Annotated in this window: 23 protein-coding genes; 17 read left to right on the top strand and 6 right to left on the bottom strand. The window is 63.8% G+C overall.

All coding sequences use genetic code 11. From position 1 onward, the window contains the following. The first annotated feature begins 62 nt into the window (after positions 1-62). On the top strand, positions 63-569 hold the full coding sequence (locus tag DAT37_RS15650; RefSeq protein WP_109525660.1) for a MarR family winged helix-turn-helix transcriptional regulator: 507 nt from the start codon (positions 63-65) through the stop codon (positions 567-569). Between the two features lie 8 nt (positions 570-577). Here the strand turns inward: DAT37_RS15650 and DAT37_RS15645 are convergent, their stop codons facing one another. Then, on the bottom strand, positions 578-1,426 hold the full coding sequence (locus tag DAT37_RS15645) for a sulfurtransferase (protein WP_198654277.1): 849 nt from the start codon (positions 1,424-1,426) through the stop codon (positions 578-580). Between the two features lie 130 nt (positions 1,427-1,556). On the opposite strand from DAT37_RS15645, the gene DAT37_RS15640 reads away from it, so the two are divergent. Next, the gene (locus tag DAT37_RS15640) at positions 1,557-2,255 is read left to right on the top strand and encodes an HAD family hydrolase (protein ID WP_109525420.1); all 699 of its coding nucleotides are present in this window, start codon (positions 1,557-1,559) and stop codon (positions 2,253-2,255) included. 37 nt (positions 2,256-2,292) lie between these two features. On the opposite strand, the gene DAT37_RS15635 is transcribed toward DAT37_RS15640, so the two are convergent. The 3 genes from DAT37_RS15635 to DAT37_RS15625 all read right to left on the bottom strand — a co-directional run bounded on the left by DAT37_RS15635 (position 2,293) and on the right by DAT37_RS15625 (position 6,099). Beyond that, complete coding sequence (locus DAT37_RS15635; RefSeq protein ID WP_109525419.1) at positions 2,293-3,102, bottom strand: TauD/TfdA dioxygenase family protein; 810 nt, start codon at positions 3,100-3,102, stop codon at positions 2,293-2,295. Next, on the bottom strand, positions 3,099-4,148 hold the full coding sequence (locus tag DAT37_RS15630) for an L-tyrosine/L-tryptophan isonitrile synthase family protein (RefSeq protein WP_109525659.1): 1,050 nt from the start codon (positions 4,146-4,148) through the stop codon (positions 3,099-3,101). Before DAT37_RS15630 ends, DAT37_RS15635 begins: the two co-directional genes overlap by 4 nt. Before the next feature lie 472 nt (positions 4,149-4,620). Continuing rightward, positions 4,621-6,099 (bottom strand): cation:proton antiporter, encoded by a 1,479-nt coding sequence (locus DAT37_RS15625; RefSeq protein ID WP_232839765.1) that lies wholly within the window; start codon positions 6,097-6,099, stop codon positions 4,621-4,623. 187 nt (positions 6,100-6,286) lie between these two features. Here DAT37_RS15625 and DAT37_RS15620 point away from each other — a divergent pair, with 187 nt between their 5' ends. The 15 genes from DAT37_RS15620 (at position 6,287) to DAT37_RS15550 (ending at position 18,648) form a co-directional block, all read left to right on the top strand. Then, complete coding sequence (locus tag DAT37_RS15620; RefSeq protein ID WP_109525417.1) at positions 6,287-8,068, top strand: NAD(P)/FAD-dependent oxidoreductase; 1,782 nt, start codon at positions 6,287-6,289, stop codon at positions 8,066-8,068. Positions 8,069-8,091: 23 nt separating this feature from the next. Further along, the gene (locus tag DAT37_RS15615) at positions 8,092-9,033 is read left to right on the top strand and encodes a GlxA family transcriptional regulator (protein ID WP_109525416.1); all 942 of its coding nucleotides are present in this window, start codon (positions 8,092-8,094) and stop codon (positions 9,031-9,033) included. A gap of 173 nt (positions 9,034-9,206) precedes the next feature. Beyond that, positions 9,207-9,422: a hypothetical protein gene (locus tag DAT37_RS45485; RefSeq protein ID WP_109525415.1), complete on the top strand. Its 216-nt coding sequence runs from the start codon at positions 9,207-9,209 to the stop codon at positions 9,420-9,422. 142 nt (positions 9,423-9,564) lie between these two features. Further along, positions 9,565-10,194 carry a LysE family translocator gene (locus tag DAT37_RS15605; protein ID WP_109525414.1) on the top strand — a complete coding sequence of 210 codons (630 nt, stop codon included), beginning with the start codon at positions 9,565-9,567 and terminating at the stop codon, positions 10,192-10,194. 107 nt (positions 10,195-10,301) lie between these two features. Continuing rightward, on the top strand, positions 10,302-11,036 hold the full coding sequence (locus tag DAT37_RS15600) for a class I SAM-dependent DNA methyltransferase (protein ID WP_109525413.1): 735 nt from the start codon (positions 10,302-10,304) through the stop codon (positions 11,034-11,036). A gap of 484 nt (positions 11,037-11,520) precedes the next feature. Then, on the top strand, positions 11,521-11,658 hold the full coding sequence (locus DAT37_RS44115; RefSeq protein ID WP_157978499.1) for a hypothetical protein: 138 nt from the start codon (positions 11,521-11,523) through the stop codon (positions 11,656-11,658). Positions 11,659-11,844: 186 nt separating this feature from the next. Beyond that, the gene (locus tag DAT37_RS15595; protein ID WP_157978498.1) at positions 11,845-12,489 is read left to right on the top strand and encodes a hypothetical protein; all 645 of its coding nucleotides are present in this window, start codon (positions 11,845-11,847) and stop codon (positions 12,487-12,489) included. Between the two features lie 913 nt (positions 12,490-13,402). Beyond that, positions 13,403-13,969 (top strand): DUF3558 domain-containing protein, encoded by a 567-nt coding sequence (locus DAT37_RS15590; protein ID WP_109525411.1) that lies wholly within the window; start codon positions 13,403-13,405, stop codon positions 13,967-13,969. Positions 13,970-13,988: 19 nt separating this feature from the next. After that, positions 13,989-14,381: a hypothetical protein gene (locus DAT37_RS15585; RefSeq protein ID WP_157978497.1), complete on the top strand. Its 393-nt coding sequence runs from the start codon at positions 13,989-13,991 to the stop codon at positions 14,379-14,381. Continuing rightward, complete coding sequence (locus DAT37_RS15580; RefSeq protein ID WP_109525409.1) at positions 14,381-14,875, top strand: hypothetical protein; 495 nt, start codon at positions 14,381-14,383, stop codon at positions 14,873-14,875. Before DAT37_RS15585 ends, DAT37_RS15580 begins: the two co-directional genes overlap by 1 nt. Before the next feature lie 225 nt (positions 14,876-15,100). Next, entirely contained in the window at positions 15,101-15,667 is a 567-nt protein-coding gene (locus DAT37_RS15575) for a DUF3558 domain-containing protein (RefSeq protein ID WP_109525408.1), read from the top strand. 15 nt (positions 15,668-15,682) lie between these two features. Further along, on the top strand, positions 15,683-16,072 hold the full coding sequence (locus DAT37_RS15570; protein ID WP_109525407.1) for a hypothetical protein: 390 nt from the start codon (positions 15,683-15,685) through the stop codon (positions 16,070-16,072). Further along, positions 16,072-17,466, top strand: coding sequence for a hypothetical protein (locus DAT37_RS44110; protein ID WP_157978496.1), 1,395 nt, complete (start codon positions 16,072-16,074; stop codon positions 17,464-17,466). Before DAT37_RS15570 ends, DAT37_RS44110 begins: the two co-directional genes overlap by 1 nt. Positions 17,467-17,510: 44 nt before the next feature. Beyond that, positions 17,511-18,278: an ESX secretion-associated protein EspG gene (locus DAT37_RS15555; RefSeq protein ID WP_232839764.1), complete on the top strand. Its 768-nt coding sequence runs from the start codon at positions 17,511-17,513 to the stop codon at positions 18,276-18,278. Between the two features lie 43 nt (positions 18,279-18,321). Beyond that, on the top strand, positions 18,322-18,648 hold the full coding sequence (locus DAT37_RS15550) for a hypothetical protein (RefSeq protein WP_157978495.1): 327 nt from the start codon (positions 18,322-18,324) through the stop codon (positions 18,646-18,648). Here the strand turns inward: DAT37_RS15550 and DAT37_RS15545 are convergent. Together DAT37_RS15545 and DAT37_RS15535 are read right to left on the bottom strand one after the other, a co-directional pair. After that, a complete protein-coding gene (locus tag DAT37_RS15545) occupies positions 18,623-19,894 on the bottom strand; it encodes a metal-dependent hydrolase family protein (protein ID WP_109525402.1) in 1,272 nt (423 codons plus the stop codon). The genes DAT37_RS15550 and DAT37_RS15545 overlap by 26 nt on opposite strands. Before the next feature lie 450 nt (positions 19,895-20,344). After that, a complete protein-coding gene (locus tag DAT37_RS15535) occupies positions 20,345-21,934 on the bottom strand; it encodes a hypothetical protein (protein WP_232839763.1) in 1,590 nt (529 codons plus the stop codon). Between the last annotated feature and the right edge of the window lie 100 nt (positions 21,935-22,034).

Raw genomic sequence — 22,034 nt, 5'->3', positions numbered from 1 at the left:
TATGCACATCAAGTGATTCGCACTAGAGGTGAGTCTCTCGATGTCGCGGTAAGTTGATCGACATGCCCTCCAACAGCGACCGCGCGCACGTCGGGCTCGACGCGCATCCGACGTTCCTGCTCGCTCAACTCGGCGTCCACACGACCGAGCAGTTCGCGGCATTGCTCACCCCACTCGGCATCCAGCCGAGGCACGTCGCCGTGCTCAGCACGCTGATCGACCGCGAGGGACTCTCGCAGCAGCAACTGTGTGAATCGCTGCGCATCCACCGCAACGTGATGGTCGGCATGGTGGACGACCTGGAACAGCGAGGTCTGCTCACCCGTCGCAGACACCCGGTACAACGCCGCGCGCATGCCCTGCACGTACTGCCCGCAGGCGAAGAACTGCTCCGCGAGGCGGAAGCCGTGCTCGACCGATACGAGACCGATCTCCTCGAGCCCTTCGACCCCGATCAGCGGATTCTGCTGCTCGAATTCCTTCAGCGTCTCGGCGTACGGAGCGGCGTACGCGCGGTCCGGCGCATCGACGTCGGGGGCGGCTGCGGAGCCGACCCCGCACCCGACTGATCGGCCGCTCACACCTCGATGGGCGCCCCGACACTACTTCCGTATTCCGCCCATGAACCGTCGTAATTACGTACATCGCGCAGGCCCATCAACTCGCGCAGAACGAACCAGGAATACGCCGACCGCGCACCGACCCAGCAGTAGGTGATCACCGCCGCATTCGCGGAAAAATTCGCTTCAGCGAATACTTCGCGAAGTTCCGGCAGTCTCTTGAACGTGTGATCGGCATTACCCGCCAGTCGCCACGGCACATTGACCGCACCAGGTATATGACCGGCTCGCTGACCGCCCATGGCATTGGGCGCATCGGAGGGCGAGAAGGTCTCGCCCCGATATTCCTCAGGTTCTCGAGCATCGATGAAAGCGGACGTTGTCAACGAACCGAGGACATCCGACCGAAGCGCCCGAATCGATTCGTCCACACCGGCGGAGCGATAAACGGTCATCGAAGGTCGGGGGGATACCGAGTCCATCGGATATCCGAGTCGCTCCCATTTCGTTCGACCACCGTCGAGAACGCTCGTCCGAGCATGGCCGAACAGCCGGAAGTGCCAATATGCCGAGGTGGACCAGATGTTGTTGTCCGCACTGTAGAGTACGACGAGGTCGGTATCGCGGATCCCCTTGGCCGCCATCAGATTCTCGAACATCTCCTGCTCCAACACTCCGACACAGTCGGGGTTGCGCAGTTCGGATGCCCAATCGATCCACAGAGCTGTCGGTATGTGGCCGGCCAGGTATCGCGCCCGAGTTGTCTCGTAACCGTTCAACTGGCCCACTTCGACGACCACCACATCACTGTCGTCCAAATGCTCGAGCAGCCACTCACAGGAAACCAACGGCGATTCTTCGATCAATGCCATATTGCCGACTCCGATACTTTGTGATCAGGTATCCCACATCCGTAGGCCATGGATTCTCACTGTCCATCGAGACCGCACTCGATATGGGTACCCCGAGATTGATATCTTTCAAAAAGGTGATTGCATGAATTATTACGAAACAACGAGTTCAGACGCACGTCGGCCGATATCGACCGCGTTCGTCGACGTCGACGAGACATTGGTCCGGGATATCACATTCCTCTCACTCTTCGAATTCGACGCACACAGGCGCGAAGGGCGTCCGGCGTGTCACTCACCGGCAGCCGAACACGAAACCGTCCAGAGGTTCCGATCCTTGCGCGCAGCCGGGCTGGGCCGCGCGGACTCCCATCGCTGGCTCTATCGGCACTGGGCCGGCCGGGACGTCGCCGACGTGCGAGCAGTCGGCCGCGAATGGTTCACCGACCGCAGCGCCGCGGCGGGCTACTTCAACGAAGCGGTTCTGCGTCGACTGGCCGAAATCGCTGACACCGGCGCACACATCGTGCTCGTATCCGGTTCGTTCGACGCCGCCCTGGCTCCCATCGCGGAGCAGATCCGCGCGCACGCGGTGTTGTGCACCGACCTGGAGATCGACCGCGGCCGCTATACCGGTTCCGTCACCGCCACGATGGTCGGACCCGATAAGGCGGTCGCGGTGCGCCGCTACGCCGACGAGCACGGAATCGATCTACGCGATTGTGCGGCGTTCGGCGACCACCACTCCGACATCTCGATGTTCGACCTGGTCGGCCATCCTGTCGTGGTGGGGGATGCCGATCCGGCCCTGCGCGGCTATCCCGCCGAACGGCTGGCAGGCTGATCGCTGTCCGAACCGGAGGCGCGAATGCCCGAGCGTCTCAAATGATCTGGATTCGCTGAAGTCGGCGTCGGGTGGACCCGGTGAAACGATTGCGGCCGTGCAACAGGCCGTGGTTCTCCACGATCATGATGTCTCCGCTGTCCCAGTGGTGGGAGTAGCAGTACTTCGGATCGTGCAGCCGAATCGCGAGATCCTCCATCACATACGAGGCGTCCTCGGGAGAAACTCCCTCGACGGTCAGAAACAGCGGATTCAGATACCGGGCCGGATCCAGCGGCTCGGCGTACCTGATGACGGTCTCGCCGGTCGCCGGGTGGGTTCCGAGCAGCGGACTGGTGAGCAGACCGCCGTAGTGAGCCAATTTATCCGTGCGATAGGTGACGGTGGTCCGGCGCCACAACTCCCGAAGCTCTTCGGGCGCTTCGTCGTACACGGCGACCGAATCGCAGAACACCGTTTCGCCGCCGGCCCCGGCGGGACTGCCGGTGACGCACTGGAACAGGAAGAAACTCGGTACGCGTGCGGCGAACGCACCGTCCCAGTGAAATGGGACATCACCGGAGTCGAACAGGTAGTTCTGCGGGTCGTCGCGAACGTCGAGATCGAGGACCGCACCGAAGTCCCACCGCAGGATCTCGCCCGCCGCGGCGCAATACGATTCCAACTCCTCGATACCGAGTAGTTCGTAGCCGCGCAGCACGACCACCTTGGCGCTGAGCGCCGTCTCGAGGAGTCCGTCGATCGCGATGTCGCCCAGCGATGTTCCTGGAACAGCAGCGGTGATCACGGTGCCGAAGGGGCGCAGATCGGTTCCACTCGGACACGAACGGGACAGGCTGTGTGTCATTGTTCTCCACCGGCGATAGTTGCCTCGGCGTCGAGAACGCCGAGATCGTGGACGAAGTGGCTCGGCCTACTGTGCCGCCACACCAGACGAGCGCCGACCGATTCTGCGTACGCGCGTTTGACCAGGGTGAATCCAGCACCGTCATCCAGAACGACACCGTGCCACGGAGTCAGCCAGCTGTCGTGAGTGCGCAGCAGATGCATGCCGATCTTGTCGCTGTGATCGCTTTGCGGATGGATCGAGAGTCGCACGGCGTCCGGGAACATGTGCGATACCAAACCGCTCCATGCCTGACTGCGCTGCACCACCTCGTATGCGGTCCGCTTGGAGCGGATCCGGCACTGGTTGGCGCTCAACTCCGGCTCGATGGCCGAGTTGTCCTCGACCATGAATCGGTGGATCCCATTGAACATCCGACGCATCGGTTCCTGGGTTCGGACCGAATCACGGATGGCATCGATTCCGTCCGAGTACTCGTTGAGCAGGGTGCGCCGGCGCTCATCCCAGCTCATCTTCGGCATCGCGTCGCTCAGGCCGTACATCCCGATCGAACCGCCACCGGTCGCGCCGATGATCCGCCGTAGGTGCGCGCCGTACTCGTCGACGTGTCCGTCGGGGATGCCGAGGGCATCGCTGAACACGTGACCATCAGAACAGATCGTGATGACCGCCCCCGGTGGATAGATCGCGGAGACCTGGTCGCAAAAGGACTGCAACGATTCGATCGCCACGACTTCCGCCATATCTGGCACCCGCCCGAGCACCTTGCGACGGTTGCGGGACTTCGCCGGAAACGCCGGAATCACGAAGTGGATCGGGCGATTCGCCTCGATGAAGGCGACAACCTTCCGCCGATGAGGTGCGAAGCACCGCGGACAAGGATCGGTCGAACAGGGTCCGTCCGGCATCGCGCTGCGACGACGCTGGAAGACTCTGCGCAGGACCCGCTCGGCGACGAGTTCTTTCGGCACGACCGGCCCGGTCGTGCCGCCACAGGTTTCGATCCGATCAGGTAATAGTGCGGCGGTTTCGGTGACTGCATTCATCGACATTCCTTTCGACCGCGTGCACACGAAAAGGACGCGGTTGAGGTGCAACTGTGTGCGAAGGCAGGTTCGCATTTCGTCGGGTGCGTCGCATATCGGAGTACAGCGTCCGGAAACGCTTCAGGAGAGCCGGGAATGCTTCGAACCATGCCGGAACAACGCAGAAGTGGACACGCATTGCACCGGAGCAGCCTCGACTAGATCTGCGAACTCGACGAAAATTCAATCCGATAGGCAATAAATGAATCGAACTTCGATTTACTCCCTGATAACTAGAGATAATCGATGGCTACCGAGACGAAAATTGAGATCTATCATATCGAACGAGGTATCGTCCCCTGTTGGCGCGAATATTCTCGCATAAATCTCCCCCGACTCGCTATCTCGATTATCGGCCTCCCCTACGACCGCCATTCTATGCCACACCCACAGGCCCGGTAAAGCATGTGGCGTGTATCACGTCAATAATTTGTTATTCGCGAAGGCGAATTCGTGCAGTTTGTCGCATCGCCCTGGATGAGGGGCCGAGCTTCTCGGGACTTCCCACTACGCAGCTGCCCGGCCCGCCGGTCGGCCCGGAAGCACGACGTCGGGGATCCGCTCCGCACAACTTCAGCAGCGGACCGGTCATACCGGTGGTCACCAGTGCCATCAGCACCATCAACGAGTACAGCCGATCTCCGACCAAACCGATCGTCAGCCCTATGTCGAGGATGACCAGTTCGGTCAAACCTCTGGTATTCATCAAACTCGCGAGCGCTCCGGCCTCCCGAGGGGTGATGCCGACGCATCGCGCGGCGACGTAGGTGCCCCCGATCTTGCCCAACAGCGCGGCAGCGACTATCACGACGAGTTCGCCGACGCCCGCTCTGTCGAGCGTTCCGAGATCGACATGGAGGCCGACGACCACGAAGAAGGCAGGCAAGAACACTCTGCTGAGGACTTTCACCTCGCCGACGACGGCACCTCGCTGATCACGGGGGAAGATCAGGCCGAATGCGAATGCGCCGAATATCAGGTGCAGACCGAGCCATTCGGTGGCCGCTCCCGCCAACAGCGCGCCACACACCGCCACCACGATCACGAGGTTTCCGCCGCTCACCCTGATCGAGCTGGTCAGCGCGACCAACGCAGGGCGCACAACCCACCACAGCAGCGCGAACAACGGGATGACCAGCAACACCGACCAGCGGGTGCCGATGTCCGGACGTGCGATACCGATAACGACCGCCAGTGCTGCCCACGCGAGCAGGTCATCGACGGCCGCGCTCGCCATCGCGAGCCGGCCGACCCGCGAGCCGAGCAGTTCACGATCGTGCAGTATGCGCGCGAGCACAGGGAAGGCAGTGACCGCGAGCGCAGCGCCTATGAACAGTGTGAAGCCCATCCGATTGTCGCCGACGTGCCTGCTCAACGACCACGGCACGATCGCACATCCCACCGCGAAGGGCGTGACATAGGCACCGACCGCCACCGCGGCTACGGATCCGCGCTCCTTGCCGATCGAGTCACGATCGATCTCGAGACCGGCCAGGAACATGAAGAGCAGCACTCCGAAGTTCGCGAATGCGACCAGATACGTGCGCACATCCGAGGGAAAGAGAAAGCCGGACAACTGGGCGCCGAGAATTGTCGGTCCGGCCAGGATTCCCGCGGTGATCTCACCGAGTACCGCGGGCTGCCCGAGCCTTTCGGCCACACGCCCCAGGGTGTGGGCAGCAACCATGATGAGGACGAGGTCCAGTAACAGGAAAATAATTTGATTTTGCGCCAAGCCCGACTCCGATCGAGGAACGAACACCGGTACCCGCACCGATGTTGAGCGCAGCGGCGTGACGACTGGAAAGCGGATACCAAAACGGTTCGAGGACAACACGGACAATAGACCGATACGTCGACGCCATGTATATCGGCGACGACACTGGCGCAAAGCTGTACCTGTCTGGCGCACATCGCACTGTCCGCCGTCTACTTGGTTTGGCTACTTTGGATATGAACTCGAGTGTGGGGCCGCTGCGAGCAGATCATCGAGCGATCTCGACGTTCGATCAATGGAGTCACGGCTTCGGTCGTGACAACGCATCCCCACTCAGAGATTCGACTTCGAACGTGAATCGGTTCGGCAACGGAGGTTTTTCATGGCCACATCCATCAGCGAGCGTTCCGACGAGTACGACGTCGTGATCATGGGCGGTGGTCCCGCCGGGTCGACACTGGCGGCCATGCTCTGCCGAGAGACCCGACTGCGAGTCGCGGTGTTCGACCGCGAGATCTTCCCGCGTGAGCACATCGGCGAATCCGGCGCGCATCCGCTGGTACCGGTGTTGCAGGCCAGCGGTGCGCTGGAGAAGGTGCTCGCCAGCGAATGTTGGATCAAGAAGTTCGGCGGAATCTATCAGTGGGACAACGACCGTCCCTTCGTCGGATTCTTCGAGCACAGCGACTACCTGGCCGACGGCGTGCATCGCTGGACCATCCACATCAACCGCGCGGAATTCGACACGGTTCTGCTCGATCACGCGGAATCGTGTGGTGCACACGTGTTCCAGGGTGAGCGGATCGTAGAGTTCACTCCCGGCCCGGACGTCTCGGACGTACGACTGGAGGACGGCACCGCGATCAGGACCAGGTACTTCGTCGATGCCTCCGGCCGCGCGAACCAGATCGCGGCGCGCGGAACCACACACGACAAGCAGTGGCTGTCGGAGTACAGGAATATCGCTGTCTGGTCGCATTACCGCAACTGCAAGCCCGCACAGCAAGCAGCCGGGGATTGGAACATATTCCGCGCGGATGACCTCTCCCCCATCTACGCGGTCGCTTTCGACCACGGCTGGGTGTGGTACATCCCCACCCCACGCCTGGTGGACGGCGCGCGCGAAACCGTCTGGTCGATCGGCATCGTGACCAACCCGGAATCCCTCACCCGGATGGACCTGCGTGATCCGCAGATCTTCCACAAGGCGATACAGTCCATCCCGGTCCTGCGCGACCTGGTCGCCGACGCTACGCCCATTCGAGATGAAATGCTCACCGCGACGAACTATTCGCGAGTCAGCGATAGTTTCGGCTCCTTCCCCGAGCGCTGGCTCGCGGTTGGCGACGCCTCATACTTCGTCGACCCGCTGTTCTCCTCGGGCATGTCGTTCGCGGTGACTCAGGCGTGGGCCGCTGCGCTGGTGCTGCGCAAGAGCATCGATCCCGACATCGACGAACAGGGCAAACGAGACATCTGGCGCGACTACGACGTCGAATGGCGACGGATGGCCGAGACCTGGGCGCTGAGCATCGACCAGTGGTACTACGAGATCTCCAGATCTCACCCCGACAGTCCCTACTGGAACGCGCAAGCGCGTCGCGTCGAAAGCGACATCGCCACCGAGGGAACATTCCAGGCTCTGCTCAACACCGCTCTGGTCCCGGACCTGCTCAACATCATGACGAAGAACAGTCGCGATCCGAGGGATCTCAGCACCGAAGGCCCCTACCTGCGTGCCTTCACCGCCGCCGACGCGCTCGAACTCGGACCCGACGATCTGCTCGCGAGCGCCCCGCACGCCCGAATCCGCGCCGGAATCGCCGCGGATATACCCGGTTTCAAGGGCATGTCACCTCCGTTCGATGTACCGCAGCACATCCGTGACGGTCTGGCGGACTACTGGCGCGACCCGATCGCGAACTCCGATTCCGCGCCGTCACCCCTGGCGGACACGGTGGCGTGCCATCGCATCTATTCTGTCGAATCCCCGGAGATCGAGGTGCGCTGCTTGGAACGTGATGGCGGGTGGGAACTTTGGCAGCTGTTGGGTTCAAAACCTGTTCGATGGTCGGACGTCGCCGACGACCTCACGGTTCTGCAGGGCCGGACTCTCAAGCGCTTGATCCACGCGGGCTTGGTTGTCGTCGTCCCGGTTGCGTAATGCACGCCGCGTAGGCTGATTCCATGAGATCGGTAGCGGTACTCGCGGTCGATGATGTCATTCCATTCGACCTGTCGGTACCGCTCGAGATCTTCGGACGCAGTGTTCGCGACGACGGATCGCCCTGCTACGACGTTCAGGTCTGCGGAGAGAGGTCCGCGGTCTCATCGAAGTTCTTCGGGATCTCCTCCCTCGCAGAAATCGAGTATCTGGCCGAACACGCGGATACCGTTGTCGTTCCGGGCTCGATGAGTTACGCCGCGAAACCGTCGCCCCGGCTCGAGCGTGCCCTGCACCGCGCGCACGAGCGGGGCGCACGGATGGTTTCGATCTGCCTCGGTGCCTTTACCCTCGCGGCGGTGGGCCTGTTGGACGAGCGACGAGCGACAACTCACTGGATGGTCGCGTCCGAGTTGGCGGCAGACTATCCGCGGGTGCGCGTCGATCCTGCGGTTCTCTTCGTCGACGAAGAGTCGGTGCTGACATCGGCGGGCGCGGCCGCGGGCCTGGATCTCTGCTTGCACATAGTCCGGCGCGACTTCGGTTCGGCGCTCGCGGCCGACATGGCCCGGCTGTCGGTGATGCCACTGACACGCGAAGGCGGTCAGGCACAGTTCATCTCGGCGAGGCCGCGGTCGAAGGCGACCGATCGATCCATAAATCCCACCCTGGAATGGGCCGAGGCCACGCTGAGTTCCAAGATCACAGTCACCGACCTCGCCGCCCGGGCGGGTGTCAGCAAACGCACCTTGATCCGACGTTTCACCGAGCAGGTGCGCATGTCTCCGAGCGAATGGTTGCAAACCATTCGGGTGCGAAAAGCGCAGGGCCTGCTCGAGACAACCGACGCGACCATCGAGAGCATCGCCGAACAGGCTGGATTCGCGTCGATCGCCGCTCTACGACAAGCTTTCCGGAGAACTGTCGGCGTCACCCCCCAGGCGTACCGCAAGACCTTTGTCTGACCGCGCCCTATCCCGAGGCCGTGGTGTCCGCCCTGTTGTCCTTCGCGACGACCACCACATCGCTGTCGTCCAACTGCTCGAGCAGCCATTCACAGGAGCCAACGGCGATTCTTCGATCAGTGTCATGGGAGTCCACAGATCACCCGCCCGGCCAACGAACAGTCGCGCGATGCTTGCCGCGCGATGCCGACGCATTCGCGGACGATACCTTCGGTGTCGTCGTCATGACGAAGCCCGACCGCGATGCCGGTTTCGTTGTTGTACAGGTTTATTCGTTTCGAGGCATCGCTGTACTGGCGGTCGTCGGGTGCGGCGAGCGAATCCCTCTCGCTCGTTCCAGGTTCGGCATCGTCGCCGCGATCGACGGGAAGCGCATCCTCGCAGGGTGATCCCTCCCGACCCCGACCTTCTATCGCATCCCGCACCGCGGCGTCAGGTGTGCCCGCAGACCTCGATTAGGGCGTGGTCAGTGGCGCATCATGAGCGCAGTAAATCACCCTGCCGACCGCAAGCGCATCTACTCTGAGGCTCATGGTGCACGCCCTGCTGTCCTTCGCGGTCGTCGCCGGTCTGCTCACCCTCGTTCCCGGTCTGGATACCGCACTCGTGCTGCGGGCGGCGGTGAGTCGTGGCCGCCGATACGCGTTCGGCACCGCGATCGGGATCGGGAGCGGCACGCTGGTGTGGGGCGTGGCCGCGGCCGCCGGTGTCTCGGCGCTGGCGACCGCGTCGGAACTGGCCTACACGGTGTTGCGGATCGCGGGTGCGACGTATCTGGTGTGGATGGGTCTCACGATGATCAGAGACGGGCTCCGCCGCCGGGAGGTGGATCCGACAGACGCGGTGAGCGATTCGCCGCGGAGTGTGTTCGGCGCGTGGGCGCGCGGGCTCGGCACCAATCTGCTCAATCCGAAAGTCGGCGTGTTCTATGTGGCGATGCTGCCGCAGTTCCTGCCCGACAGTGTGCCACCGCTGCTGATGGGTTGCGCGCTCGCGGTGGTGCACAACATCGAGGGCATGCTGTGGTTCACCGCGATAATCACCGTCGCGGAGCTGGCGCGGACCTGGTTGAGTCGGGATTCGGTACGGCGTGCGATGGACGCGGTCACCGGAGTGGTCCTGGTCGGGTTCGGCATGAAGCTGGCGGCCGGTCACCGGTGAGAGCCCTTCGATCGAGACCGAATCCAGTGCTCGCAGTATCGAACCGGTGAACGGACGCCACGAAAACCAGTGGCGGCAATCGGTGTCCGGCGAGCATCGTTGTTCCCGTGGTGAGCAGCGATGTGTGGGATGCCGCGACGGCCGAACGCTACGACCGGGATTCGGCGTTCATGTTCGCGCCCGAAGTGCTCGATCCCGCGGTGCGGTTCCTGGCCGACGCGGCGGGCGACGGTGCGGCGCTGGAGTTCGCCATCGGCACGGGTCGGGTCGCGATTCCGCTGATCGAGCGGGGTACCGACGTGAGCGGAATCGAACTTTCCGCGCCGATGGTCGACCGACTCCACAGCAAGCGTCCCGACGTACCGGTGGTCGTGGGCGACATGACGTCGAGTCGGGTGCCGGGCGAATTCTCACTGGTGTACCTGGTGTGGAACAGCATCGGCAACCTGCGAACGCAGGCCGAGCAGGTCGAGTGTTTTCGCAATGCCGCACGACATCTCGCGCCGGGTGGACGGTTCGTCATCGAGCTGTGGGTTCCCGGTATTCGGCGATTTCCGCCGGGTCAGGCGGCCGTGCCGTTCCATGTGGGGCGCGGTCACACCGGATTCGACACCTACGACCTCAGCACCCAGCAGGGCACATCGCATCACTACCGGCACCACTCCGACGGCACAGTCACTTACGGGTTCAGCAACTTTCGATATATCTGGCCGGCGGAATGCGATCTGATGGCCCAGTTGGCCGGGATGTCGTTGGAACTGCGGAGCGCGGACTGGCTCGGCAACCCTTTCACCAACGACAGCGAAAGCCATGTGTCGGTCTGGCGTAAACCGGCGAGGTAGGCGTCTTCGCCGACCGACCCGCGCACTACGGGGCACGTTGTTGGTGTGCGACGGCGGTGCCGCGTCGGCCGTCGCAGGTGCCCGAACTTCTCGACCATCCAGGAAAGACGGCGCTCGGACGTTCGGGCAGGACCACCACTCACGAATACAGCAACCTCGGATGCGTGGCGCACTCGAATCGCACCCCGCGAACCGTAACCTCGAGGGCAACTTATCGGCACTCGGCCGCAATCCTCACAGACAGCGCCGATCCGTTCCACCTGCGCCTTCTTGCCGGAGCCCGGAAGTTCGAGGCAGTTATCCGACTTCACATCGGATTTCGCTTTCCCACAATGCACTCCGTACCGGAAGCTCCGAATTTCGAGTTCCAGCTGCCCGCGCGCAAACCCTCGACCTTCGGTATCGGACCGTGACCTTTCACCCACGCGAATCCGTTACTATCGCAACAGTTACCGACTGGCGTCGGTGACCGGGGAGGAATTCGATGACCGGCCGGTGGTATCCGCATCTCTACAGCATTCGATCCATCGCTGTGCGCGATCCGCTGTGGGCACTACCCCTCCGAGATGTCGCCGGGACGACAATCCTCGAGCTACAGCCCAATCGGCACATCACCGGCTGAACACATCACCCTTCTTCGAGGCCGTATCTCTCGCGGCGAGCACCGTGCTCGCCGCGCCACACGCCTCTGAATTCACCCTGCGATAACCACGCTCATCCACAGTCCGTTCGACGTCGGGACCGTCGAAACGGGCCGCTCGGTGCGCGCACCTCACCATCCACCGAAAACCCGAGGAATCCAGCACAAATGAGTATGAAGAAGTACGCCGTCACCGCACTGCTCGCCATCGCGGCGCTCGCCATCACCGACGGAACCGCTTCCGCCGCAACGGATCTGGCCGACACGGCACCGCATGTCGCGCAGGGGACAGATCAAGGCGTCGGCTTCACCTTCCAAGGCGGGAAGCGCACCACGCTGGACGCGACGCTGACCGGCGGCTCCTTCCGTCAGGCACAGGACGCCGTGGAAATCGTCGCGGGTGACGGCACGGTGGTGGCGACACTGCCCCTCGCGGTCTCCGTGGAAGACCAGGTCGTCACCCTCGCGCCCCGCATCTCCGCGGACGGAACGACCATGATCGCGGACGTGGCCGCCCAGGACGTCGGCTACTGGCGCAAGACCTCCCCGCGCCAGCGCAGCATCGAAGCCGGCGCGGGCATCGGAGCCGCGTTCGGCACCATCGCAGGTTTGTTCGTCGGCATGGCGCTCGGCGTCGCCACCGCGGGCTTGCTGCTGCCCATCACCCTTCCGGTAGGACTCATCGCCGGCATGATCGGCGGTTTGGCGCTCGGAGCCGCCGCGGGCGCGTCGATCCCCAACTCCGATATCCCCGATCAGTGGCAGTACGAGCTGGAGTGCCGAGGCTCCGGCAACTACCGTTTCTGCTGGTAATAGGCGCGATCTGTTACGCGAGGGCACGGAGTTCATCGACCTATGCGCCCTCGGAGACAGGCCGACCTGCCGGATATCGGTTCGCTTCGTCGGCACGACACACCTCGACTTGATCTGACAGGCCCAGGTATCGAGCCGACCGACCGGCGAGAATGTGCGATCGGTGATCGAGCCACCCAAGTGGTCATCTGGCGGAGTTCGCCCTGACATCAGGGGGCACACCCTGCCTGACCAGCGTCGACAATGCTCCGGAGTGCGCCGCCATCGCCCCGGACTGTCCAGCATCGTGCGATGACTGTGCGCCGAGCCAGCGATCTGACGACGCCGATGAGCACGATTTCGCGAACGGGGAAGACCGCTCGTCACGGGACTCCAAGCGACACCGACGGATCTATGTCGGTAGAGGCTGCGGTGCAGCGGTTCTCGGCATGGAAGGACGCGACCGCGATGCGACGCTCTCGCCGTGGCGATGAACTCGAAAGATTTCTGCCCTGCTGCGAAGCACGCTCCACGCGTGGGCCACAACGGCGACCGTTATGCGCGATCCCATCCGTCGCGTGGTTGCACACCCACACCGCTGACGACTCCGACCACGATCCGTGCCGAGATGTCGGTCTCCGCGCAGGACAGCAGCGTCGGCAGACGGCGCAATGACGCTGGTCTCCGATCTTCCGACTCACAGCGGAAACCGAAAGCCGGTGACTTCTGCCCGGGGGAAATCGATCTGTTCGACGACCACAGTGATTCCCACGGAATATGACCGACCGCGTGATGTGGATAGGACCGACTTGAGCGACGTGCAGAATTGGTTCGATCGGCGCGATGCTGCGATCGGGTGGAACCGATCATGGCCGGCGTGCGTCCAAGTGATTGATGGCAGGGTTGCTGTCGTGTCCGACCGAGTAGGAGTGCTGTGCGTAGCGTTGTGGTGATACGGGCTGTGGTCTGCGGTGCGGTTGCGGCGGCGGCTCTCGCCGGATGCGGGGAGTCGGTCGACGGGGCGGCGGGGGCGACGACGACGGTGCGGGATCCGGACACGATCGAGGTGTTTAATCCGTGCCGGGGCGCGTTGTCGGATGAGGTGCTGCGAGGGGCCGGCCTGGATCCGGCCACCAAAGGCGTGCTGACGGATCCGCCGACTGGCGTATCTGCTTGGCGAGTATGTGACTGGATGCCGCTCGATAACCGGTACGGGACTGGCACCCGAAGCGTCAGCATTTTCTCTACCAGCCACACGCTCGAGGATGCTCGTACGAAGGAGAGCGCGACCGTAATCGGCGAGACCACCGTCAATTCCCGACCGGGACTGGTTTCGAAGGAAAAGCGCGACAACGATAGCTGCTATGTCTCATTCGAGGCGGACCAAGGCATGTTCGAAATAAACGTGCGGTGGCTCAGCACGGAGGGTCCGCGTATCGGTGACACCTGCGAGATGGCCGCCAAATACGCAGCCACCCTCGAGCCGCATCTGCCGAAGTAGTCAGCGAGGAGGATCGACGATGACACAAGACCATGCTGGCTACTGGCGTGACATGAAGAGCAAAGCGATCAACGGCGAGTTCAAGATCGAGGCTGACGTCGGCCAAGCCATCGCCCAAGTCGTCAGCCAGTACATCACGGACCTCGAAAGGCAGAGGGGCTACGCGCAAGGACTCGAACGCTTGGCGGGTTGGGGCAGTCTCCCTTCAGCTCAGGCGATCCGCCAGAAGCTTGAATTCAAAGCGGTCGCAGGTGGGTCCGACGACCCCGAAGATTCGGCAGTTAAACGCCTGGACCAACACATCTCCATCGCCCGCGACCAGCGCGACACCTTCCTGGCGGCGATCGGAAAGTTGCAGACTGTCGACCAGCAGAACGCGAGCGGCCTGGGCATGAACGGGGAGGGCATCTGATGGGGTTGGGTGATTTCGGCGAATTCCTCGGCCATGTCGGCACTCTGGGCATCTTCAAGGTTGTCGACAACCACGACAGATCCGACAACGCGTACAACGATCGCGGCAGGAACGAGTGGACGCGGTTGGACGGCAACTCGGAGGTGTCGATGGCCAAGCCCGCCGTGACCGATCCCGAAGCGTTCAACACCTGGTCGCACGAGCAGATCTGGAACCCGCTCAACGGCGGGAACGGTCAACCCGAGGTCAAACCGGGCGATGTCAACATTTACGTTTTCATGACACCGGGAGCGCCACCGGCGATCGGCACCTCGACGATCCTGCGCGGCAGGCATCACGGTCCGAAATCGGCGGGATACTCGCGCACCATCCACTACGAGATCAGCGGGGCCGGGCGTATCGACTACCAATACTGCAACAACACGACCGAAGGCACACACGGCGATCCGCACCACGTCGTCAAAATACTCACGATAGATCTTGGAAGTCACTGACTTCGAACGTGCGGGCCTCCGGTGGCAGGTGCCCCTCAGCGAGGAAACCGGAACGGGCCTTCCGTTCACCTGAGCCGTTCACCCGCGGACGGTTTCCGTTTCGAGCGACGTGCAGAATTGGTTCGATCGGCGCGATGCTGCGATCGGGTGGAACCGATCATGGCCGGCGTGCGTCCAAGTGATTGATGGCAGGGTTGCTGTCGTGTCCGACCGAGTAGGAGTGCTGTGCGTAGCGTTGTGGTGATACGGGCTGTGGTCTGCGGTGCGGTTGCGGCGGCGGCTCTCGCCGGATGCGGGGAGTCGGTCGACGGGGCGGCGGGGGCGACGACGACGGTGCGGGATCCGGACACGATCGAGGTGTTTAATCCGTGCCGGGGGGCGTTGTCGGATGAGGTGCTTCGTGGCGTTGGGCTGGATCCGGCCACCAAAGGTGTGGTGACCGATCCGCCGACTGGCGTGTCTTCGTGGCGAATCTGTAACTGGATTCCGCTCGATGACAGATACGGAAAGGGTCGGCGCACCGTGGGCGTGCTCTCGACAAGCCATACCCTCGCCGAGGCTCGGGCAAAGCAGAACTTGGTCATCATCCGCGACACCACCGTCAATGCCCGTCCAGGCATGGTGTCGAAGGAGAAGAACGACCCAGATGCCTGCTACGTGTCATTCGAGGCCGACCAAGGCATGTTCGAAATTCGCACGTCATGGTTGAGCACAGAGGGGCCACGAGTTGGAGACCTCTGCGAGATGTCGGAAAAATACGCCGCAGCGCTCCAACCTCACCTGCCGAAGTGAATACGGGGTAATCAGATGACGCAGGATCACGCCGGTTACTGGCGAACTATGAAGACTCAAGCGATAAACGGCGAGTTCAAGATCGAAGACGAACTCGGCCAAGCGATCGCCGATGTCATCGATCAATACATCAGCGACTTGGAGAGGCAACAGGACTTCGCTCGGACGCTCGAACACCTCTCAGGCTGGGGCAGTCTCCCCTCTGCTCAGGCGATCCGCCAGAAGCTTGAATTCAAAGCGGTCGCCGGTTCCGACAACACCGACGACTCCGCGTCCAAACGCCTGGACCAGCACATCTCCATCGCCCGCGACCAACGCGACACCTTCCTCGCGGCGATCGGAAAGTTGCAGACTGTCGACCAGCAGAACGCGAGCGGCTTGGGCACGAACGGGGAGGGCATCTGATGGGGTTGGGTGATTTCGGCGAATTCCTCGGCCATGTCGGCACTCTGGGCGTCTTCAAGGTCATCGACAACCACGACAGATCCGATAACGCCGACAACGATCGCGGCAGGCTCGATAACGAAGGCAAGCTGGCATGGGAGGGCGACCGCAGCATTATCGGCAACGAGTGGACGCGGTTGGACGGCAGTTCGGAGGTGTCGATGGCCAAGCCCGCCGTGACCGATCCCGAAGCGTTCAGCACCTGGTCGCACGAGCAGATCTGGAACGCGCTCAACGGCGGGAACGGTCAACCCGAGGTCAGAGCTGGCGATATCAACGCCGGTGCGGATGGTTGGCGACGACTCACGACGGGAACCGAGACGGCGGTGACCAACTACCGGAACAGTTTCGAGCGAGTGCTGTCCGAGAAGTGGTCGGGCACATCCGGAACCGCGGCGATCGACGCGGTGAAGAGTTACACCACCGAAGCGGCGGCACTGCCCACCTCGTTCCAGATGGTCGCCAACGGCATCGACTACATGGAAGGCCTTCTCGGACAGGCGAAGATGACCATCCCGAAGCCGGACAAACCGTCCGGGTTCGACGAATTCCTCGGTCATATCCCCGGTAATGGCCTGGTCAAGGCCGCCAAGCATCGAGCAAACGAAGCCGAGGCCGACGCCCAGCGTTTCATGATCGGCACCTATCAACCCGGTTCGGTCACCGTCGACAACCAGACTCCGGTACTTCCCGTTCCCCGAAACACCGTCGCCGACCCCGGCACCGTCCCGGGCGGCAACGACAATGGCAACGGGACCGGCGGCAACGGAAGCGGCAACGGCGTCGGAAGCAGCGGAAACAACAACGGCGGCACGCCGACTGCTAATCCCACCGGGACGCAGGAGAATCCCGCCACCAACCCGCAATCGAACGGCACCGACGGCAGTCAGGGCAACAGCGACGGCAGCACGAAACCCAGTAGCACCGACCCGTCCGGGAACACACCCACCGGGACGACGCCCGCGGGGACCGACAAGCCGACCACGCCCGGTGACGGCAAACTCGGCGGTTCCGGATCTCCGGGAACAGGATCTCCCGGATCGGGATCATCCGGCTCGGGCTCACCCGGTTCCGGCGCGCTCGGCGGAACGGGCGCACCCGGTGCGGGACGCAGCGTCACGGGTACGCCGGGCAGCTCTGGCGGTTCCGGGTCCGGCTCCGGTGGCTCACGGACGTCGAGTACCTCGGGCACGCGAGGGATGAACGGCATGCCGGGAATGGGCGGCCGCGGTGGTGGCGGCCGCGACGACGAGGACGAACACAAGATCCCGGACTATCTCATCCAGGATCGCGAGAACGAACTCATCGGACAACTGCCCGCGACTCTTCCGCCGGGTGGGGTCATCGGCGGATGAATCGGTTCCACGATCCCTCGGGAAGCGAATACGCCGAGAATCGAGTGCGATCTTCAGGTCGCTGGGAGCTCGACCCGCACGCGTTCACCCTCGCGCTGGAAGCGCACGGCCGCGACCGTCTGCCCTACCCGCTGACCTACCGGCACGAGTTCGCCGAATCCATCGACGTCTACCGGGAACGTCGCGAAGCCGCCGTGCGGAGGCTGCTGGGTGTTTACGACGAAGAGCTGCACGCGGCGTTCGGCGCGCTTCTCGAACCGCAGGTCCGCGTCGAGATCGAAGGCCTGCACGGTCCGGGGCAGACCGAGGTCGTCCGCGTATACGCGGGAATCGTGGGCGACCGGTGCACGCTCGTCGTCCAGGCCCCGGGTCCGACCCGCGAACACGGCGGCGCCGTCACCATCAGCACCGTGGCGCTGCACGCGCTCGCCGCGGAGATCGTGGCGCACCTGCCCCGCGTGCGGGGCGGGACCACGCCACGGTTCCAAGGTCGCCGGGGTGACCTGCACTCCCCCACCTACGGTCGACATCCGACGCGACTCTCCCCCACCGAACAGGTGCAGCGGTTCTTTCTCCGCCCCCGCTCCGGCACCGGCGAAATCACCGTATACCCCGGCTATCAACTGGACGCTCGGCCCACCTCGGACGGCAGGGCCTTCCTCTGGCTCGACTATCCCGACGACGGCCGCTACCTCCTCCAACACACTGGCGACGAGGATTTCACCGTGATCCCCGGACCGCCGGCGGAACTGCAACATCGCCTCACCAACCACATCGCGATGTTCACCGACCGGCGCCAACTGTCGAGGTGACAACCCCGGGTGCCCGGGCAGCGATCCGGTTTGCCATGGCGCCATGCCCGCTCCGGATGTCGAGCGACCTGATCTCCCGGAGTCCATGACCTGGGAAGAACTCGAGCCACTGCCCGAGGAAGTCGCGGCGCGAATCGTGCCGCGGGAGGGGCGAGTGGTGCGGTTGCGGCGCGGGCCCGCGGAACATCAGGCATTCACTTTCGCGTTGACCAGCGCGTTGAAACGCTGGGCGAAGTCGACGATGTCCGAGGAACCGGGAGCCTGCCGGCGCGTCGACTTCGAGACGAACGTGTTCGTCGGCGCTCACGGAAAATCCGGGAGCGGGATGGGCGCGCACGCCCCCGCTACCCCCACCGGTCGACGGGTGTGAAGAACCCGCCACGATCGCTGCTCACCTTGCCGTCCTTCATCACCAGCAGGATGTCGTCGGGGCGGCCGACGGATTCGATGTCGTGCAGTGGATCGCCTCGTACCACCACGATGTCGGCGAGTTTGCCGGATTCGAGGGTGCCGAGACGGTCGTCGACCCCGCACAGGGCGGCGCTGTCGCGGGTGGCGGCGACAATCGCCTCCATCGGGGTCAGCCCCCCGAATTTCACGAGTAGTCCCAGTTCTCGCAGGTTTGTGCCGTGATCCGGCGACAGACCCGCGTCGGTGCCGACGGCGATACGGACACCCGCGGCGGCGGAGCGGCCGACGGCTTCCTGGGCGAGGCGGTGCCAGGTGACGCTCTTGGCGTGCGCGGCGGGTGAGGTCTTGTGCGGATCGAGATCCTCCATGGTTTCCAGCAGTGTCGGCACCAGGAATGTGTCCTGGTCGACCATGCGGCGGCGGAGTTCGTCGTCGAGTTGGTAGCCGTGTTCGACGCTGCTGACACCACCGTCGACGGCGGCCGCGATACCCGCGTAGCCGATGGCGTGCGCGGCGACGGGCTTATTGCCGTAGGCGCGGCATTCCTCGACCACCGCACGCACCAATTCGGTACGCAGGCCGAGCCATTCGGGTTGATCGTTCGGCGAGGCGACCCCGCCGCTGGAGGCGACTTTGATCAGATCCGCGCCGAGACCCAACAGTTGGCGTGTGCGTTTGCGCGCCTCGTCGACGCTGTCGATCAACGGAGACGGCGTCTCCGGGCCGTGCAGATACGACATCGGGTCGAATCCCGACAGCTGGGTCAGATCCGCGTGCCCCGCCGTCTGGCTGAGCATGGTGATCGCCACCTGTAGACGTGGACCTTCGACGAGGCCCTGTGCGACGGCCATCCGGACGCCCGCGTCGATCCCCATCAGGTCGCGCGCGCTGGTCACCCCGTTGTGCAGGGTGACGCGCAGCCGTTCCACGACGGCCAACGTCCGGTACGACGCGGGCACCGACACCGCTTCGTACGGATTTCCCGACCCGCCCGGCAGCGCGAAATGCACGTGGCAGTCGAAGAATCCGGGGCAGACGGTGTTGTCCCGCAGATCGACGACCTTCGCTTCTCCGATATCGGGAGCCGTCGAACGTTCCCCCACCCACGAAATGGTATTGCCCGAAATCAATAGAGCACCGTCACGAAGTGGATTCCGCCCGCTCCCGTCCACCACCCGCACGTTCGTCAAGAACAACTCGGCCATGCAAACCCCCTTCTCGTCAGGGTCACGCCTGTGCGCGAACAGCGTAACCATCGCCCCCGGCAACATTCGCGCGACGTGCGCGGTGCCGAAGGACTTCATCGAATCCGACCGGTTCGCGTGTCACGACAGCACCGGTCCCGGAGACGACCGTGGTGATACTGCCCGCTTCATCGATGGACGCGATACTTCCCCTGCGATCCAGCGAGAACGGTTGCGGCACGGACCCGTTCGGTACGGGCCGGAGCGCATCGCGGTCGGGTTCGCAGGCGGATGACCGGCGGATTCGGCGTCGGCGATGCCGGTCTCGGCGGACATTCTCCGTTCGTATCGGCGCAATCCTGGAATCTTCTTCCGAGAATGTCCGCTGGGAACGGGACCTGGTATCCCGATTCAGAACAACCGAAAGCGTTTGTGGCCGCGCCTATCCGAGCACGAACGAAAGCGTGACCATCAGATGCCGACCCCGCCGTGTCGCTGCTGGAAGCGACGCTCGAACTCGATGACGAACACCGACGGTGCCACCGAGGACGACGACTGTTCGAGCACACCGTCGTCGGCGATGTAGAAGATCGCGCGGGCGATGGCGATCTCGTCCGGGTGGGTCGGCGCGTAGACCATCCAGCCCACATCGATGCGATCGGCGCGCAGGTCGGAGACCGGGTATCCCTCGGCGTCCAGACCTCGCGCGGTGATGAAACGCCGCACCTTGACCAGCGCGTCCTCCCGCGGCATCGGTTCAGGGATAGAGACCGCCACACCTGCCATGGTGAGCTGGTAGAACGCGCTGTCGACGTCCGAGTCGTCATCGAAGACCTCGGTGAGGGTGTCGCGGGTGACCACACCGATTTCGGCCGCGGAAACGAGGGTCAGCACGGCTGCGCGTCGCTGATCGGTCGCAGGCTCGGCGAGCAGACCGCAGATCACGTCGGCGACGGTATCGGTGGTCCACATTCCTGGCACGGCGTCAACGAGCCGCTCCGCCGTCGGGGATTCGCCGCGATGCCAGTCACCCGCCTCCCACCAGTAGCAGAACGACAGCAGCCCGTTGGCGGCACGCGGATTCAGCACCGGATTGGCCACCCATTCCGGGGCGCCGGCGAACAGTTGTGGGGTGGGCGCGCCACGGTTGTAGGCCGCGTCCAGTTCAGCGGCATTCCAGACGCCGCCCGAGAGCACGGCGCGACCGCCGGGCAACATGTACAGCGTCGCGCCACTGCGACGCGATCCCTCGAAAACACCCAGCGCGGGCAGGATGCGCGGACCTCGCGCGGAACCCGTCGCCACGAAGGCCGCGGCCATCACAGCCCAGCGCCCCCACATCACCGGTAGCGCGGGAAAATCGTCGCCGCTTCGTATCGGACGCACGTCGCCCTGCCGATCCGCACGCGCGTGAGCGGCGGCGACGCGTGCCGGACGGTTCTGCCTGCCACCGTGATGGATGTAGGCGGCCAGCCAGACCGGAAGTGTGGAACGCGGATACACCTCGAGGTCGGCGGCATAGACCTCGGGCGGGAAGAGTTGGTCACCGGGGAACGGGTCGTCGCCGTAATCGAAATCGACCTCGATGGCGCCCTCGCGGCTCAGGGTGAGAATCAGACGCCACCACGGTCCGTCACCGAGTTCCGCCGACAGGCGACGATGTTCACGCACCGTGGACAGCACATCGGGTCCCGGATGCACGCGCCGCGAACGGTCGTGCTCGTCCGAGAAGAACACCCGCACCATCTCGGTGAGGGTGGTCAGCGTGAAGACCGCGTCCAAACGCGTCCAGCCGTGCGGGCCTGTGGCGGCGAGGTCGCGGGCGATTCTGTGGCACAACCGTTTCGCGCGCTCCCGCACGTCTTCGGCCTCTTCCGCGACCCTGAAGGCGACATCGGGGTCGTCGCTGTCAGCGGGCTCGGTTGTCGCACCGGATATCTGGTCGAGCCCGTCCGCGTCCACCTCCGACCCATCGTCGCGCGCGGACTCGATGTCGGGGATATCGTCGCGGGCGGATTCGACGACCGGCTCGTAGTTACCCTGTTCGTTCGGCGTGTTCACGTCGCCGCCCTCTCCTCGATCGGGTGTCCACGTCTTCGTTCGACACCGAAGTCCTTGTACAGCTGTGCCGCTGGGGACCGCGGCGATGACGGGCCGATCA

This window comes from Nocardia aurea (assembly GCF_003123685.1).
GTDB classification, from domain to species: Bacteria; Actinomycetota; Actinomycetes; order Mycobacteriales; family Mycobacteriaceae; genus Nocardia; species Nocardia aurea.
Note: the sequence above shows the minus strand (reverse complement) of the source record. Positions and strands in the feature narration are given on the sequence as shown.